This window comes from Streptomyces sp. NPDC017448, from assembly GCF_044330565.1.
Classification (GTDB): domain Bacteria; phylum Actinomycetota; class Actinomycetes; order Streptomycetales; family Streptomycetaceae; genus Streptomyces.
Map to the genome: position 1 here is coordinate 198,680 of NZ_JBIRLM010000008.1, position 16,555 is coordinate 215,234.

Annotated in this window: 12 protein-coding genes; all 12 read right to left on the reverse strand. The window is 71.1% G+C overall.

Annotation, left to right across the window (positions count from 1 at the left end; all coding sequences use genetic code 11):
* Positions 1-112 precede the first annotated feature (112 nt).
* The 12 genes from ACH4K1_RS16230 to ACH4K1_RS16285 all read right to left on the reverse strand — a co-directional run bounded on the left by ACH4K1_RS16230 (position 113) and on the right by ACH4K1_RS16285 (position 16,415).
* Complete coding sequence (locus ACH4K1_RS16230; RefSeq protein ID WP_398089971.1) at positions 113-589, reverse strand: hypothetical protein; 477 nt, start codon at positions 587-589, stop codon at positions 113-115.
* 68 nt (positions 590-657) lie between these two features.
* Positions 658-2,586, reverse strand: a complete 1,929-nt coding sequence (locus tag ACH4K1_RS16235) for a TIGR03960 family B12-binding radical SAM protein (RefSeq protein WP_228991165.1) — start codon at positions 2,584-2,586, stop codon at positions 658-660.
* A 49-nt stretch (positions 2,587-2,635) separates the two neighbouring features.
* Complete coding sequence (locus ACH4K1_RS16240) at positions 2,636-4,165, reverse strand: CHAD domain-containing protein (protein WP_398089972.1); 1,530 nt, start codon at positions 4,163-4,165, stop codon at positions 2,636-2,638.
* Between the two features lie 30 nt (positions 4,166-4,195).
* Positions 4,196-5,389, reverse strand: coding sequence for a rod shape-determining protein RodA (gene rodA, locus ACH4K1_RS16245; protein WP_398089973.1), 1,194 nt, complete (start codon positions 5,387-5,389; stop codon positions 4,196-4,198).
* Positions 5,389-7,611, reverse strand: coding sequence for a penicillin-binding protein 2 (gene mrdA / locus ACH4K1_RS16250; protein WP_398089974.1), 2,223 nt, complete (start codon positions 7,609-7,611; stop codon positions 5,389-5,391). Before mrdA ends, rodA begins: the two co-directional genes overlap by 1 nt.
* Before the next feature lie 96 nt (positions 7,612-7,707).
* A complete protein-coding gene (mreD, locus tag ACH4K1_RS16255) occupies positions 7,708-8,373 on the reverse strand; it encodes a rod shape-determining protein MreD (RefSeq protein ID WP_398089975.1) in 666 nt (221 codons plus the stop codon).
* A gap of 5 nt (positions 8,374-8,378) precedes the next feature.
* Complete coding sequence (gene mreC / locus ACH4K1_RS16260; protein ID WP_398089976.1) at positions 8,379-9,437, reverse strand: rod shape-determining protein MreC; 1,059 nt, start codon at positions 9,435-9,437, stop codon at positions 8,379-8,381.
* 172 nt (positions 9,438-9,609) lie between these two features.
* Positions 9,610-10,629: a rod shape-determining protein gene (locus ACH4K1_RS16265; RefSeq protein WP_030118912.1), complete on the reverse strand. Its 1,020-nt coding sequence runs from the start codon at positions 10,627-10,629 to the stop codon at positions 9,610-9,612.
* 288 nt (positions 10,630-10,917) lie between these two features.
* Positions 10,918-11,331, reverse strand: a complete 414-nt coding sequence (gene ndk / locus ACH4K1_RS16270) for a nucleoside-diphosphate kinase (RefSeq protein WP_228991172.1) — start codon at positions 11,329-11,331, stop codon at positions 10,918-10,920.
* A 257-nt stretch (positions 11,332-11,588) separates the two neighbouring features.
* Entirely contained in the window at positions 11,589-11,939 is a 351-nt protein-coding gene (locus ACH4K1_RS16275) for a DUF4233 domain-containing protein (protein ID WP_228991173.1), read from the reverse strand.
* Positions 11,940-11,947: 8 nt separating this feature from the next.
* Positions 11,948-13,480 carry a bifunctional folylpolyglutamate synthase/dihydrofolate synthase gene (locus ACH4K1_RS16280; protein ID WP_398089977.1) on the reverse strand — a complete coding sequence of 511 codons (1,533 nt, stop codon included), beginning with the start codon at positions 13,478-13,480 and terminating at the stop codon, positions 11,948-11,950.
* A 313-nt stretch (positions 13,481-13,793) separates the two neighbouring features.
* On the reverse strand, positions 13,794-16,415 hold the full coding sequence (locus ACH4K1_RS16285; RefSeq protein WP_398089978.1) for a valine--tRNA ligase: 2,622 nt from the start codon (positions 16,413-16,415) through the stop codon (positions 13,794-13,796).
* Between the last annotated feature and the right edge of the window lie 140 nt (positions 16,416-16,555).

Sequence of the window (16,555 nt, forward strand, 5' to 3'; positions counted from 1 at the left end):
GCGGCGGGCCTTCGGGCTGTCGCTTGCCCAGTGGTTCTTCTCCTCGGTGCGGGGCGGGCGCGGTGGCGCACCGCCCACGAAATGTCGGGTCGCCCCGGGGTGCCGCTCCGGCTCACCCCCGCCCGACGAGTTTCTCGCCGCCCGGAGGGGTCTCGGTCGCCTGCGCCGCGCTGGGGACAGTCGGTGTACTACCCAGAGTACGCGCAGCGATCCCTCGCGGTTCCCCGGACGGTGCGGCGGCCGGAGAACCGGCGAGCGCCCGCCAGGCGTCGCGGCGCGCCTGCCGCACGGTTTCCCGTGCGCTCGCGAGGGCCGCGCGGGCGGCCCGGCCCGCTTCGACGGCGGCGCGCCGGGCCGGGGCCCGGGTCAGGACCAGCGTCTCCCCCAGCCACAGCAGGACCCGGCCGAGCGGACGCGGCAGGACGCGGTCGGCGCCGTGGCGGAGCGCGGTGAGCGCGTCCCCGACCATGCGGACCGGCAGGACGAGCACCAGGACGACGATCCGCACCGGGAACCTGATCAGCGTGGTCAGGGCGCCCTCGCCCGGCTCGTACCTCCGGGGCGCCTGGTGCTTGCCGTCGTCCGCCATACTGTGAGGGACACGTCAGGCCCGGTCCGGGGTTGCCGGGCCGGGCCTGCGGTTCGTCCGGGGACGCGCTACTTGTCGACGACGCTGAGCGGCAGCAGCTTCTTGCCGGTCGGGCCGATCTGGATGTCCAGGTCGAGCTGCGGGCAGACGCCGCAATCGAAACAGGGGGTCCAGCGGCAGTCCTCGACCTCGGTCTCGTCGAGCGCGTCCTGCCAGTCCTCCCAGAGCCAGTCCTTGTCCAGACCGGAGTCGAGGTGGTCCCAGGGCAGGACCTCCTCGTAGGTGCGCTCGCGGGTGGTGTACCAGTCGACGTCCACGCCGAAGGCGGGCAGCGTCTTCTCGGCGCAGTTCATCCAGAGGTCGTAGCTGAAGTGCTCCCGCCAGCCGTCGAAGCGGCCGCCGGCCTCGTAGACCGCCCGGATGACGGAGCCGACGCGGCGGTCGCCGCGCGAGAGCAGGCCCTCGACGATGCCGGGCTTGCCGTCGTGGTAGCGGAAGCCGATGGAGCGGCCGTACTTCTTGTCGTCCCGGATCTTGTCCCGGAGCTTCTTCAGCCGCGCGTCGGTCTCCTCGGCGCTGAGCTGCGGGGCCCACTGGAAGGGGGTGTGCGGCTTGGGCACGAACCCGCCGATGGAGACGGTGCAGCGGATGTCGTTCTGGCCGGAGACCTCACGGCCCTTGGCGATGACGTTCACCGCCATGTCGCCGATCTGGAGGACGTCCTCGTCGGTCTCGGTGGGCAGGCCGCACATGAAGTACAGCTTCACCTGGCGCCAGCCGTTGCCGTACGCGGTGGCGACCGTGCGGATCAGGTCCTCCTCCGAGACCATCTTGTTGATGACCTTGCGCATGCGCTCGGAGCCGCCCTCGGGGGCGAAGGTGAGACCGGAGCGGCGGCCGTTGCGGGTCAGCTCGTTGGCCAGGTCCACGTTGAACGCGTCGACGCGGGTGGAGGGCAGCGAGAGACCGATCTTGTCCTCGGTGTAGCGGTCCGCGAGACCCTTGGCGATGTCGCCGATCTCGCTGTGGTCGGCGGAGGAGAGCGAGAGCAGGCCGACCTCCTCGAAGCCGGTCGCCTTGAGGCCCTTGTCGACCATCTCGCCGATGCCGGTGATGCTTCGCTCCCGCACGGGGCGCGTGATCATGCCGGCCTGGCAGAAACGGCAGCCGCGGGTGCAGCCGCGGAAGATCTCCACGGACATCCGCTCGTGCACGGTCTCCGCGAGCGGGACGAGGGGCTGCTTGGGGTAGGGCCACTCGTCGAGGTCCATCACCGTGTGCTTGGAGACCCGCCACGGCACGCCGGACCGGTTGGGCACGACGCGGCCGATGCGGCCGTCGGGGAGGTACTCGACGTCGTAGAAGCGCGGGACGTAGACGCCGCCGGTCTTCGAGAGCCGGAACAGCACCTCGTCGCGGCCGCCGGGGCGGCCCTCGGCCTTCCAGGCCCGGATGATCTCGGTGATCTCCAGGACCGCCTGCTCGCCGTCGCCGACGACCGCGCAGTCGATGAAGTCCGCGATCGGCTCGGGGTTGAACGCGGCGTGGCCGCCCGCGAGGACGATCGGGTGGTCCACCGTGCGGTCCTTGGACTCCAGCGGGATGCCGGCGAGGTCCAGGGCGGTGAGCATGTTGGTGTAGCCCAGCTCGGTGGAGAAGCTGAGCCCGAACACGTCGAACGCGCCGACCGGGCGGTGGCTGTCCACGGTGAACTGGGGCACGTTGTGCTCGCGCATCAGCTCTTCGAGGTCGGGCCAGACGCTGTACGTGCGCTCCGCAAGAACGCCCTCGCGTTCGTTCAGTACCTCGTAGAGGATCATGACGCCCTGGTTGGGGAGCCCGACCTCGTAGGCGTCGGGGTACATCAGGGTCCAGCGGACGTCACAGCTGTCCCAGTCCTTGACGGTGGAGTTCAGCTCACCGCCGACGTACTGGATGGGCTTCTGCACATGCGGGAGCAGAGCTTCGAGCTGTGGGAAGACCGATGCGGCAGACATCTCGCGAACCTTCGTGAGCCGGCAGGGGTGACCATCCAGCGTACCTCGCTCACCGGTGCTTCAGATCCGCGCGCAGTCGGGGACCGGCCGCGCGGGCCCAGACCTCGGGCAGTTCGCGCTCCCGGGCCTCGGCGGCGGCCTCCTCCCGCCCGTACAGGAGCCCCCAGGTGAAGGCGGTCTCGCCCGCCGCGTGGGCCTGGATGCCGAGGGTGCGCAGGGCCTCGCGGGCGACGACGCTGTCCTGGTGGTCGCCGAGGAGGGACTGCACGGCCTTCACCCGCTTCGCGAAGCGCCTGGCGGGTTTGCCGAGGGCGGGGCGGGCCGCCTCGCCCGCGTACCGGGCGCGCTTGGCCGCCTTGCGGGCCTCGTGCAGCGCGGTGTCCCGCTCGGGTCCGGGCGGCAGCGCGAGGGCGTGCTCGACGCGGGCGGCGAGGCGCTTGTGGTCCTTGGTCACCACCCGGGGCAGGACCTTCCCGGGGTTGCGGGAGGCGGCGGGGCGCAGCGGCGGGTCGGCGCTCAGCGCGTGGAGGGCGTCCAGGAGGTCCAGATACCGCTTCCCGTCCAGGACGTCGATGATCCTGCTGCGGGCGCCGGTGCGGCGGGCGGCCGACCAGACGCGGAGCCGGCCGCGCACCGGGCCGAGGACGAGGGTGTCGGCCACGTCCTCGACGTGGGAGCCGAGCCGTTGGTCCAGGACCTCCTGGTCGCGGTCGAGGCCCAGTTCGGCGGCGAGCCACTTCAGCTCCGCGCCGAGCGGGTCGGTGGTCTCGCGGTCGAGGATCGCGCGGTGGGTCTTGAAGGTGCTGCGCAGCCGGCGGGTCGCGACGCGCATCTTGTGGACGGAGTCGGGGAGGTCGCGGCGGACGGCGGGGTCGAGCCGGACGATCGCGTCGATCTGCTTCCGTACGTAGGCGAGGACGTGGTCGCCGGCGGTGCTCGGCGCGCTCTTCGGCCGGCCCTTCTCCTCGCGTGCGGGCGTGGTCTCCGCCAGCGCCCTCGCCAGCTTCGAGGAGGAGGCGGCGGGGCGCACCCCGGCCTTGCGGAGCCGCTTCTCGACGGCGTCCAGGAAGGCCGGGTCGCCGTCGTCGGCCAGCTCGACCTCGATCTCGGTCCAGGTGGCGGTGGCGCCGCTCCCCTCCCCCGCCAGCCGCTCCGCGAGGACCGTGTCGACGCTGACCTCCGCCAGGAGCCTGTCGTCGGCGTCCAGCAGGTGGTGGACGTCGCGGGAGGAGAGCAGCCGGACGACGGGGGCGATCTCCGCGTGCCGGACCCGCGAGCGCAGCAGCGCCGCCAGCGTGGGGGGCAGGGTGTCGGAGAGGGGCTCGCGGATCTCGTCCCGGACGCCGGCGGCGACGGGGAGCTTCACGTGCCAGCCCTCGTCCCCACCGCCGGTCCTGCGGCGCAGGGTGAGATCGTCGGCGGCGAGGCGGAGGTCGGGGGTGTCCCAGTAGACGGCGTCCAGCTCGGTCCGGCCTCTGGGGACGGCCCGGTCGACTCCCGCCACCCGGCCCAGGTCGGGCAGCCGGGTGGCGTCGGTGGCCTCGTACTTCCGCTCGATTTCGCGCTTGGTGTCCGCCATGTACGGACACCTACCCGCGACCGCCGGGGTTCAGGCGGACATCGGCCGTTGCACCCTGATCGACTGGAGCAGTCCGATCGCCACCCAGACGGCGAACATCGAGGACCCTCCGTAGGAGACGAAGGGCAGCGGGAGCCCGGCGACCGGCATGATGCCGAGCGTCATGCCGATGTTCTCGAAGGACTGGAAGGCGAACCAGGCGATGATCCCGGCGGCGACGACCGTGCCGTACAGCTCGGTGGTCTCGCGGGCGATCCGGCAGGCGCGCCACAGGACGACGCCGAGCAGCACGATGATCAGCCCGGCGCCGAGGAAGCCCAGCTCCTCGCCGGCGACGGTGAAGACGAAGTCGGTCTGCTGTTCGGGAACGAACTGGCCGGTGGTCTGCGTGCCTTCGAAGAGCCCGGTGCCGGTGAGGCCGCCGGAGCCGATCGCGATGCGGGCCTGGTTGGTGTTGTAGCCGACGCCGGCCGGGTCGAGCGCGGGGTTGGCGAAGGCGGCGAACCGGGCGATCTGGTACTCGTCGAGCAGGCCGAGCTGCCAGACGGCGAGGGCGCCGCCCGCCCCCGCCCCGAGGAGGCCGAAGACCCAGCGGTTGGAGGCGCCGGAGGCCAGCAGGACGCCGAGGACGATGACGGCCATGACCATCACCGAGCCGAGGTCCGGCATCAGCATGACGATGGCCATCGGGACGGCCGCGAGCCCCAGCGCCTTGGCGACGGTGCGGTGGTCGGGGTGGGTCTGGTCGCCCGCGTCGACCCGGGCGGCCAGCAGCATCGCCATCACCAGGATGATGGTGATCTTGGTGAACTCGGAGGGCTGGATCGAGAAGCCGGCCGGCAGCTTGATCCAGGCGTGGGCGCCGTTGACGGTGGTGCCGAGCGGGGTGAGGACCGCCAGGACCAGCAGCACCGAGATGCCGTAGAGGATCGGGACGGCCCCGCGCAGGGTGCGGTGGCCGAGCCAGATCGTGCCGATCATCAGGGCGAGCCCGATGCCGGTGTTGAGGGCGTGCCGGACGAGGAAGAAGTACGGGTCGCCCTGGGTGAGGTGGTCGCGGTTGCGGGTCGCGGACCACACCAGCAGCGCGCCCACGAACGAGAGCGCGAGCGCGGCCCCGAGCAGCGGCCAGTCCAGCCGCCGCGCGAGGGAGTCGCGGGCGGTCAGCTTGGCCCAGGGCCCCTGGTCGGGGCCGTACCGGGGGACGGAGAATCCACCTGCCATCAGGGCTGCCTCCCCGTCGACGCGGGCGATCCGGTGAGTCCGGGCTGGCCTCCGGGCTGCAGCGGGAGCTGGGGTTCCTGCCCGCCCGGCTGCCTCTCGGGCGTGGCCGGGGCGGGGTTGTAGGGCTTGACCTTCGGGGCGTGGATCGAGCCGTCCGGCTGGATCTTCGGCAGCGCCTTCTGGGGCTTCGGCAGCAAGGCCCTCTTCTTGTCCTGGTTGCCCTCGGCGTCGAGGCCGTAGAGCGCGTCGTAGATCTTGCGGACGGCGGGCCCGGACGCCCCGGAGCCGGTACCGCCCTGGGAGATCGTCATGACGATCGTGTAGTCGTCGGTGTAGGTCGCGAACCACGAGGTGGTCTGCTTGCCGTACACCTGGGCCGTGCCGGTCTTGGCGCGCATCGGGATCTTGTCCTGCGGCCAGCCGCCGAACCGCCAGGCCGCGGTGCCGCCCGGCTCGACCACCGAGCGCAGCCCCTTGTCGAGGTCCTTGATGGTCTGGGCGCTGACCGGCAGCTTCCCGCTGACCTTGGGCGTGATCTCCCGGACGGACTTGCCGTCGGGGCTGATCACGGCCTTGCCGACGGTGGGCTCGTGGAGGGTGCCGCCGTTGCTGATGGCGGCGTAGGCGGTGGCCATCTGGATGGGCGTGACGAGCACGTCACCCTGGCCGATGGCGTAGTTGATGCTGTCGTACGCCTTGAGCTGGTTGCCTTCGAGGCAGCTCTCGTACGCGATCTGCTGGACGTAGGTGCCGCCCTTCTTGCCCTCCTTGCACCAGGCGTCCTTGTTGGCCTTCCAGAAGTCCTGCTTCCACTGGCGGTCCGGGATGCGGCCCTTGACCTCGTTGGGGAGGTCGATGCCGGTCTCGGAGCCGAGGCCGAAGTCGCGGGCGGTGCGGTAGAACCAGTTCTTGGCGTCCTTCTTCGGCTTTATGCCGCCGTCCTTGACCCACTCCTCGTGGCCGAGGCGGTAGAAGACGGTGTTGCAGGAGTACTTGAGCGCGTCCCCGAGGGTGATGGGCCCGTGGCCCTGGGACTCGAAGTTCGCGAAGGTCTGGCTGCCGAGGCTGTAGGAGCTGCTGCACTGGTAGAGGTCGTTGAAGGCGTGGCCGCCGCGCACGGCGGCGCTGGCCGACACCACCTTGAAGATCGAGCCGGCCGGGGCCTGGCCCTGGATGCCCCGGTTGAGCAGCGGGTAGTTGGACTTCTTGCTGGTGAGCTTGGCGTACTGCTTGCCGGAGATGCCGCCGACCCAGTCGTTGGGGTCGTAGTCCGGCTGGGAGGCCATCGAGACGACGCGGCCGGTCTTGGACTCCATGACGACGACGGCGCCGGAGTCGGCCTCGTACTTCCGGCCGGTGATCTTGTCGGTCTCCTGCCGGACGGTCTTCATGGCCTGTGCCAGCTCGTACTCGGCCACCGCCTGCACCCGGGCGTCCAGACTGGTGACGAGGGTGGAGCCGGCCACCGCCGGGTCGTTCTCCGCCTCGCCCATGACGCGGCCGAGGTTGTCGACCTCGTAGCGGGTGACGCCCGCCTTGCCGCGCAGCTCCTTGTCGTAGGTGCGCTCGAGGCCCGAGCGGCCGACCTGGTCGGAGCGCAGGTAGGGCGACGGCCCGTCCTGGGCCCGCTTGATCTCCTCGTCGGTGACGGGCGAGAGGTAGCCGAGGACCTGCGCGGTCCTCGCCTTGGCGGGGGCCGCGTAGCGGCGTACGGCGGTGGGTTCGGCGGTGATGCCGGGGAAGTCCTCGGCGCGCTCACGGATCTGGAGGGCCTGCTGGGTGGTGGCCTCGTCGGTGACCGGGATCGGCTGGTAGGGCGATCCGTTCCAGCAGGGCTGGGGGGTCTTGGAGTCGCAGAGGCGGACCTTGTCCCGGACCTCCTTCGGCTCCATGTCCAGGACCTCGGCGAGGCGGGTGAGGACGCCTTCGCCGTCGTCCTTCATCTTCAGCAGCTCGGTGCGGCTGGCGGAGACGACGAGGCGGGTCTCGTTGTCGGCGAGGGGGACGCCGCGGGCGTCGAGGATCGAGCCGCGCACGGCGGGCTGGACGACCTGCTGCACGCCGTTGCCCGCGGCTTCGGCGGTGTACTCGTCGCCGTTGCGGATCTGGAGGTACCAGAGGCGTCCGCCGAGGGTGAGCAGCAGCGAGAAGACGAGGACCTGGATGACGATGAGCCGGAGCTGGACCCGCTGGGTCCGCCCGGTCTCGGGAATGTTGCTCACGCGGCGCCCCCGCTGATGGTCCGGCCGGGGGTACGGGGGGTCCCCGGGAAGTACAGCCTCACGCGGCGCCCCCGGCGTCCTCGGTCACGTACGGGATCACAGTCGCTTGACCCCTTTGATCCTGCCCGCGCGGGCGGCGCGGTTGCGGGCGGCCTTCACGCGCAGACCGCCGCGCTGGTTGCCGATCCGCAGGCCGGTGCCCGAGGCGAGCCAGCCGGCGGCGACGTCGTTGCCGCCGGCGGACGCCTCCGCGATCGGGTCGTTCTCGGTGCGTCTGGCCAGCGCCATGATGACCGGCACCGTGAAGGGCGCCAGCAGCAGGTCGTAGATCGCGGCCGTGAACAGGAGGCTGCCCAGCCCCACGTGGCGGGCGGCCGTGTCGCCGACGAGCGCGCCGACGCCCGCGTACAGCAGGGTCGAGCCGATCGCGGCGGCGACGACCGCGGCCATCGGGGCGAAGGCCGACTTCAGCTGCCCGTTCTCCGGCCGGATCAGGCCCGCCAGGTAGCCGATGACGCAGAGCACCAGGGCGTACCGGCCCACGGCGTGGTCGGCGGGCGGGGCGAGGTCGGCGAGGAGGCCCGCGCCGAACCCGATGACGGCGCCGCTCACCGGCCCGTACACGAAGGCGAGTCCGAGGACGGTGAGGAGCAGCAGATCGGGGACGGCGCCGGGGAGCTGGAGGCGGGCGAGGACGGAGACCTGGACGACCAGGGCGACGACGACCAGGGCGGTGGAGAGCAGAGTCCGGTTGATACGCATGGGGATCAGCGCTGCTCCTGGTCGTCGGCCGCGTTGTCTGGTTGCCGGGCGGCGTCCTGCCGGTCGCCCGCCGCGTCACCGGCGGCGTCGCCGCCCGGCTTCTCGTTGATGTTGCCGACGACCTTGCCGGAGCCGTCCACCAGGTCGCCGTCGGGCTGGACGGTGACGGTGACCGTGGGGGTCGGCTTCGGGTCGGCCTTGGCGGGCTTCTTGGGCAGGACCGCGTCGCGCGGGTCCTCGCGGGGCGCCTGGACGACGACCCCGACGATGTCGAGCTTGGTGAACCCGACGTACGGCTTGACGTAGACGGTCCGGGTCAGCGCGCCGCCCGAGGGGTCGACGCGGACGACCTCGCCGACCGGCACGCCGGGCACGAAGGGCTTGTCCTTGCTGGAGCCGAAGGTGACGAGCCGGTCGCCCGGCTTCACCTCGGCCTTCCCGTTGAGGAACTGCACCGACAGCGGGCGCGAGCCCTGTCCGGTGGCGAAACCGAGCTCGTCGGTCTTCTCCATCCGGGTGCCGACGGTGAAGTCGGGGTCGTTGGCGAGCAGGACCGTGGCGGTGCCGGGGCCGACGGTGGTGACCCGGCCGACCAGCCCCTCCCCGTTGAGGACGGTCATGTCGCGGCGGATGCCGTCGTTCGACCCGGCGTCGATGGTGATCGTCCAGGAGAAGCCCTGGGCCGCTCCTATGGCGATGACCTCGGCGCCCTTGATGCCGTACTGCCCGGCGCCGGCCTTCTTCAGCATGGCGTCGAGCTGGCGGACGCGGCTGTTGGTGCGGTCGTCGCTGCCCAGCCTGGCCTTCAGCGCGGCGTTCTCCTTCTCCAGGGCGGAGATCCGGTCGTGCCGGTTGCCGGAGTCGCGGACCGCCCCTATGGCGTTGCCGACCGGGTCGACCGCCGCTGATACGCCGTTCTCGATCGGCCCGAAGACGGTGGCCGCGGCCTGCCGCGCGCCATCGACCGGTGACTCCTCGCCGCCTCGGATATCCACCGTGATCAGGGCGAATGCGATGGCGATCAAGAGCACCAGAAGCAGCCGGCTCTCTCGTGTGTCCCTCACGTGCGGCGGCCGTGCCTTCCTCGTCGGAATGTTCGTGCCCGTGTACGTCTCCGTACGGGTACCGGTTCGGTGAGTCCCGTACCGGCGCCCGTACAGCAACGATCTATATCAACGATCCGGCGGACGGAGCGTCAGCGTCCGCTTTCCGGATCGGGTGTGTCCCGCAGGACGGCTAGCGGCGGGGCTGGGCGTCCAGCACCTGCTGGAGCGCCTCGAACTCCTCGACGCACTTGCCGGAGCCGAGCGCCACCGAGTCCAGCGGGTCCTCGGCGATGTGGATCGGCATGCCCGTCTCGTTGCGCAGCCGCTCGTCCAGCCCGCGCAGCAGCGCGCCGCCGCCGGTGAGGACGATGCCGCGGTCCATGACGTCGCCGGACAGCTCGGGCGGGCACTTGTCGAGCGTCGTCTTCACGGCGTCGACGATGGCGTTGACCGGCTCCTCGATGGCCTTGCGGACCTCGGCGGCCGAGATGACGACCGTCTTGGGCAGCCCGGAGACCAGGTCGCGGCCGCGGATCTCGGTGTGCTCGTCCTTCTCCAGGTCGTACGCCGAACCGATCGTGATCTTGATCTGCTCGGCGGTCCGCTCGCCCAGGAGGAGCGAGTACTCCTTCTTGATGTGCTGGATGATCGCGTTGTCCAGCTCGTCGCCGGCGGTGCGGATCGACTGCGCGGTGACGATGCCGCCGAGCGAGATGACGGCGACCTCGGTGGTGCCGCCGCCGATGTCGACGACCATGTTGCCGGTGGCCTCGTGGACCGGCAGACCGGAGCCGATGGCCGCGGCCATGGGCTCCTCGATGATGTGCACCTGGCGCGCACCGGCCTGGGTGGACGCCTCGATGACGGCGCGGCGCTCGACCCCGGTGATACCGGAGGGCACGCAGACGACGACCCGGGGGCGGGCCAGGTAGCGGCGCTTGTGGATCTTGAGGATGAAGTAGCGGAGCATCCGCTCGGTGATCTCGAAGTCGGCGATCACGCCGTCCTTCAGGGGCCGCACGGCGACGATGTTGCCCGGCGTGCGCCCGATCATCTTCTTGGCCTCGGAGCCGACCGCCAGGATTCCGCCGGTGTTGGTGTTGATGGCCACGACGGACGGCTCGTTCAGGACGATGCCGCGCCCCCTGACGTACACCAGCGTGTTGGCAGTCCCGAGGTCGATAGCCATGTCACGGCCGATGAACGACATTGAGTTCCCCTTGTTCCCCATGAGGATGCGTCGGGCCTTCCCAAGAAGCGAAGATGGCTTGTTCTGGTAGGCGAGGTTGGCGCTGCGGGCGTGGAAGCTTCCATCGTAGTGCCGTATGCACGGACACAACGCGAGGGTCCTTCGCCATGACGAGCGGAACGGGTGCCCGTTCCACCCATGGTGACGTTACGTCGGAGGGATGCGTTCCCGCGACACCGAACCCTATGCCGAGGGGCGACCGAATTACTTCGGTCGCCCCGGGCGTACAGCGCTGTTTGGCCGATCGGGTCAGGAAAGTCCGGGAAAGAAAAGCTTCAGTTCTCGCTCTGCGGACTCCTCCGAGTCCGAGGCGTGGATGAGGTTCTCCCGGGTGATCGTGCCGAAGTCGCCGCGGATCGAACCGGGCGCGGCGGCGATCGGGTCGGTGGGGCCGGCCAGGGCGCGGACGCCCTCGATGACCCGCTCGCCCTCGGCCACCAGGGCCACGACGGGGCCGGAGGCCATGAACTCCATGAGCGGCTCGTAGAACGGGCGGCCCTTGTGCTCGCCGTAGTGCTGCTCCAGCGTCCCGTGGTCCAGGGTGCGCAGCTCCAGCGCGGTGATCCGCCAGTCCGCCTTCCGCTCGATACGGCCGACGATCTCGCCGATCAGGCCACGACGGACCGCGTCGGGCTTGAGCAGGACGAGGGTGCGCTGGGTCATGTACGGGCTCCTTGCAAGACCGGGCTGTGCGGGTGCGGTGAGGGCGAGATTACAGGGGTACGGAGGCGGGTTTGCGCCGGGGTTCACCCAGGGTCACCTCCGAGCCTCCCGGACCGGCCGGAACCGGAGGCTTCCCGGGGTGTCGGCCGGGCCCCGGGAGCGCGGGGGCGGGGGCCCGCCGGCGCCCCCGCACGGCGGCCCGGGGGTGCGAGGACCCGGCTCCCCCGGGCGCGGCTCGGCGCCCGCAGGCGCCGGGGTCAGGCGGCGGCTTCGCCGGCCTCCTGTGCGGCCCAGCGCGCCTTGGCCTCGTCGATCTTGCGGCCGTAGTGGATCGAGGCCCACCACAGGGCGCCGAAGGCCAGCCCGAGGACGAACATCACCGGGACGACGAAGCCGCTGAGGACCAGCGCGACCTGGAGCGCCCAGCCGAGCTGGACGCCGCCGGGCCGGGTGATCATGCCGCACAGCAGCACGGACAGGGCCATGCCGATGCCGCACACCGTCCAGACCGCGCCCATGGAGGCGTCGTCCATCTTCATCGCCACGAGACCGGCGAAGCCGATCACGAAGAACTCACCGATCAGCGTCGAGGCGCAGAGCGTCCGCATCCTTCTCCTCAGCCCCTTCCCAGCAGCAGCCGGGCTTCGCCGACCGTGATCACGGACCCGGTCACCAGCACCCCGGCGCCCGCGTACTCGTCCTCCTCCTCGGCCAGCGTGATCGCCGCCTCCAACGCGTCGTCGAGGCGCGGTTCGACCTGGACCCGGTCGTCGCCGAAGACCTCGACGGCGATCGCGGCCAACTCGTCCACGTCCATCGCGCGCGGGGTGGAGTTCTGCGTGACGACGATCTCGGCGAAGATCGGCTCGAACGCCTCCAGGAGGCCCCGGACGTCCTTGTCGCCGCTCGTGCCGACCACGCCGATCAGCCGGGAGAAGCTGAACGCCTCGGAGACGCCCTCCGCCGCCGCCTTGGCCCCGGCCGGGTTGTGCGCGGCGTCCAGGACGACGGTCGGGCTGGAGCGCACGACCTCCAGGCGGCCCGGCGAGAGCACCGAGGCGAACGCCTTGCGGATGGCGTCGATGTCGAGGGAGCGGGCCTGCTCCGCGCCGATGCCGAAGAACGCCTCGACGGCGGCGAGCGCGACGGCCGCGTTGTGCGCCTGGTGGGCCCCGTACAGCGGGAGGAAGATCTCTGTGTACTCGGTGGCCGCGCCACCCAGGCCCCGCAGGGTGAGCAACTGGCCGCCGACCGCGATCTCGCGGGACGTGACGCCGAACTCCATGCCCTCGCGGGCCACGGTGGCGTCCACCTCGACGGCCTTCTTCAGCATGACCTGCGCGGCGTCCACCGGCTGCTGCGCCAGGATGACCGTGGCGCCCTGCTTGATGATCCCGGACTTCTCCCCCGCGATCTCGGCGGGCGTGGTGCCGAGCCGGTCGGTGTGGTCCAGCGAGATCGGGGTGACGACGGCGACCGTGGAGTCGATGACGTTGGTGGCGTCCCAGGTGCCGCCCATGCCGACCTCGACGACCGCCACGTCGACGGGCGCGTCCGCGAAGGCCGCGTACGCCATCCCGGTGAGGACCTCGAAGAAGGAGAGCCGGTAGGGCTGCTGGGCGTCGACCATCTCGACGTACGGCTTGACGTCCTCGTACGTCTCGATGAACCGCTCGGGCGCGATCGGGGCGCCGTCCAGGCTGATCCGCTCGGTGATCGACTGGACGTGCGGGGAGGTGTAGCGGCCGGTGCGCAGCTCGAAGGCGTTGAGCAGGGCCTCGATCATGCGGGCCGTGCTGGTCTTGCCGTTGGTGCCGGTGATGTGGATGGAGGGGTAGGCGCGCTGCGGCTCGCCGAGGACGTCCATCAGCGCGGCGATGCGCGTGACGGACGGCTCCAGCTTGGTCTCGCCCCAGCGTCCGGCGAGCTCCTGCTCCACCGCCCGCAGCGCCTTGTCGGTCTCGGGGTCGGCCGGGCGGGCCGGGACCGCTTCGCCCTGCGGCTGTCCCGAGTGGGCGCGCAGCGTGCGGCTCCCGGCCTCGATCACCGCCAGGTCGGGGTCGCGCTGGGTCGCCTCGTCGACGATCCCCTCGAAGGTGTCGTCGGGATCGGGCGCGTCGTGCCGGTCTGAAGGGCGGGGCTCACTCACGGGCCCAGTCTACGGATGGGGCCGGCCATCGCACGCAGCGCCCGGCCGACTCCCTGCCGGGGGCCCGGCGAGGCCCGGAGCGGCCGGTGGGGACGGGGGCCCGTACGCGCGGTCGGTGGATAGGGCGGAGCCCCCGCACGCCCGGTCGGTCGGGTGCGGCGGAGCCCCCGCACGCCCGGCCGGTGGATACGGCGGAGCCCCCGTACACCCGGTCGGTGGATACGGCGAAGCCCCCGTACACCCGGTCGGTGGATACGGCGAAGCCCCCGCACGCCCGGTCGGTCGGGTGCGCGGGGGCTTCGCCCTCAGCTCATCAGCTCTGCGGGAGACCCGCCAGCTGGGCTCCGATCCGCTCGATGTCGGCCTCGGCCTTGGCGAGCCGGCCGCGGATCTTGTCGACCACCTGGTCCGGGGCCTTGGCGAGGAAGGCCTCGTTGCCGAGCTTGCCCTCCGCCTGGGCCTTCTCCTTCTTCGCCGCCTCCAGGTCCTTGGTGAGGCGCTTGCGCTCGGCCGCCACGTCGATGGTGCCGGAGAGGTCCAGCGCGACGGTGGCCCCGGCGACCGGGAGGGAGGCGGTGGCGCTGAAGCCGTCCCCGGCCGCCTCCAGGCGCAGCAGCTGACGGATCGCGGGCTCGTGCGGGGCGAGCGCCGTGCCGGTCAGGGTCAGCTCGGCCGGGACCTTCTGGCCGGGCTTGAGGCCCTGGTCGCCCTTGAAGCGGCGGACCTCGGTGACCACCTGCTGGACCAGCTCGATCTCCTTCTCGGCCGCCTCGTCGCGGAAGCCGGAGTCGGCGGGCCACGCGGCGACGACGACGGACTCGCCGCCGGTCAGCGTGGTCCACAGCGTCTCCGTGACGAACGGGACGATCGGGTGGAGCAGGCGCAGGGTGACGTCGAGGACCTCGCCGAGGACCCGGCCGGAGACCTTGGCCTGCTCGCCACCGGCGAAGAACGTCGTCTTCGACAGCTCGACGTACCAGTCGAAGACCTCGTCCCACGCGAAGTGGTAGAGCGCGTCGGAGATCTTCGCGAACTGGAAGTCGTCGTAGTAGCGGTCGACGTCCGCGACGGTCTCGTTGAGCCGGGAGAGGATCCAGCGGTCGGTGGCCGTCATCTCGGCCGGGTCCGGCAGCGGGCCCTCGATCGTCGCGCCGTTCATCAGGGCGAAACGGGTGGCGTTCCAGATCTTGTTGGCGAAGTTCCGGGACGCCTTGACCCAGTCCTCGCCGATCGGGACGTCGGCGCCCGGGTTGGCGCCGTTGGCCAGGGTGAAGCGGACGGCGTCGGAGCCGTAGGCGTCCATCCACTCGATCGGGTCGACCGCGTTCGGGTTGGACTTCGACATCTTCTTGCCGAACTCGTCGCGGACCAGGCCGGTGAGGGCGACCGTCTTGAACGGCACCTCGCCGTCCATCGCGTACAGGCCGAACATCATCATCCGGACGACCCAGAAGAAGATGATGTCGTGGCCGGTGAGCAGGACGTCCGTGGAGTAGAACTTCTCCAGGTCCGGGGTCTGTTCGGGCCAGCCGAGCGTGGAGAACGGCCACAGGCCGGAGGAGAACCAGGTGTCGAGGACGTCCTCGTCCTGGGTCCAGCCCTCGCCGGTGGGCGGCTCCTCGTCGGGGCCGACGCAGACGACCTCGCCGTCCGGGCCGTACCAGACGGGGATGCGGTGGCCCCACCAGAGCTGGCGGGAGATGCACCAGTCGTTGAGGTTGTCGACCCAGTCGAAGTACCGCTTCTCCATCTCCTTGGGGTGGAGGGCGACCCGTCCGTCGCGGACCGCGTCGCCGGCGGCCTTGGCGAGCGTGTCGACCTTGACCCACCACTGGAGGGAGAGGCGCGGCTCGATGGTGGTCTTGCAGCGGGAGCAGTGCCCGACCGAGTGGACGTACGGGCGCTTCTCCGCGACGACCCGGCCCTGTTCGCGCAGGGCGGCGACGATGGCGGAACGCGCCTCGAAGCGGTCGAGTCCCTGGAAGGGGCCGGGCACGGTGATGACACCGCGCTCGTCCATGATCGTCAGGGACTCCAGCTCGTGGCGCTGGCCGATCGCGAAGTCGTTCGGGTCGTGCGCCGGGGTCACCTTGACGGCGCCCGTGCCGAACTCCGGGTCGACGTGGGTGTCGGCGACGACCGGGATGGTGCGGTCGGTGAGCGGCAGCTTGATGCGCTTGCCGATCAGGTGGGCGTACCGCTCGTCGTCGGGGTGGACGGCGACGGCGGTGTCGCCGAGCATCGTCTCGACCCGGGTGGTGGCGACGACCAGGGTCTCGTCGCCCTCGCCGTACCGGAGGGAGACCAGCTCGCCGTCGTCCTCCTGGTAGTCCACCTCGATGTCCGAGATGGCGGTGAGGCAGCGCGGGCACCAGTTGATGATGCGCTCGGCGCGGTAGATCAGACCGTCGTCGTAGAGGTCCTTGAAGATCTTCTGGACGGAGCGGGAGAGCCCTTCGTCCATGGTGAACCGCTCCCGCGACCAGTCGAGACCGGCGCCGAGGCGGCGCAGCTGGCCGAGGATGCGCCCGCCGTACTCGTCCTTCCACTGCCAGACGCGCTCGGTGAACGCCTCCCGGCCGATGTCGTGGCGGGACTTGCCCTCCTCGCCGAGCTGCTGCTCCACCTTGTTCTGGGTGGCGATGCCGGCGTGGTCCATGCCGGGCAGCCACAGCGTCTCGAAGCCCTGCATCCGCTTGCGGCGGGTCAGGGCGTCCATCAGCGTGACCTGGAAGGCGTGGCCCAGGTGGAGGGCGCCGGTGACGTTGGGCGGCGGGATGACGATGGTGTACGGGGGCTTCTCGCTCTTCGCGTCGGCTTCGAAGTAACCACGCTCTACCCAGAGCTCGTACAGCTTCCCCTCTACCTCGGCCGGCGCGTACGTGGTCGGCAGTTCGGGGGTGCTGGCTGGCTGCTGCGATGAGTTCTCGGTCACGGGGACAGTTTAGGGCCGTCACAGGACTGCACTGAAACGGATTGGTTCGGTAACGGTGTCCGGCCCGGTCGCCCGTGCCGGAGCGGCTTCCGTCAGGATGTTCACCACGCATAAGGGCTGCCCTCCCCGTGTCGGCCGGC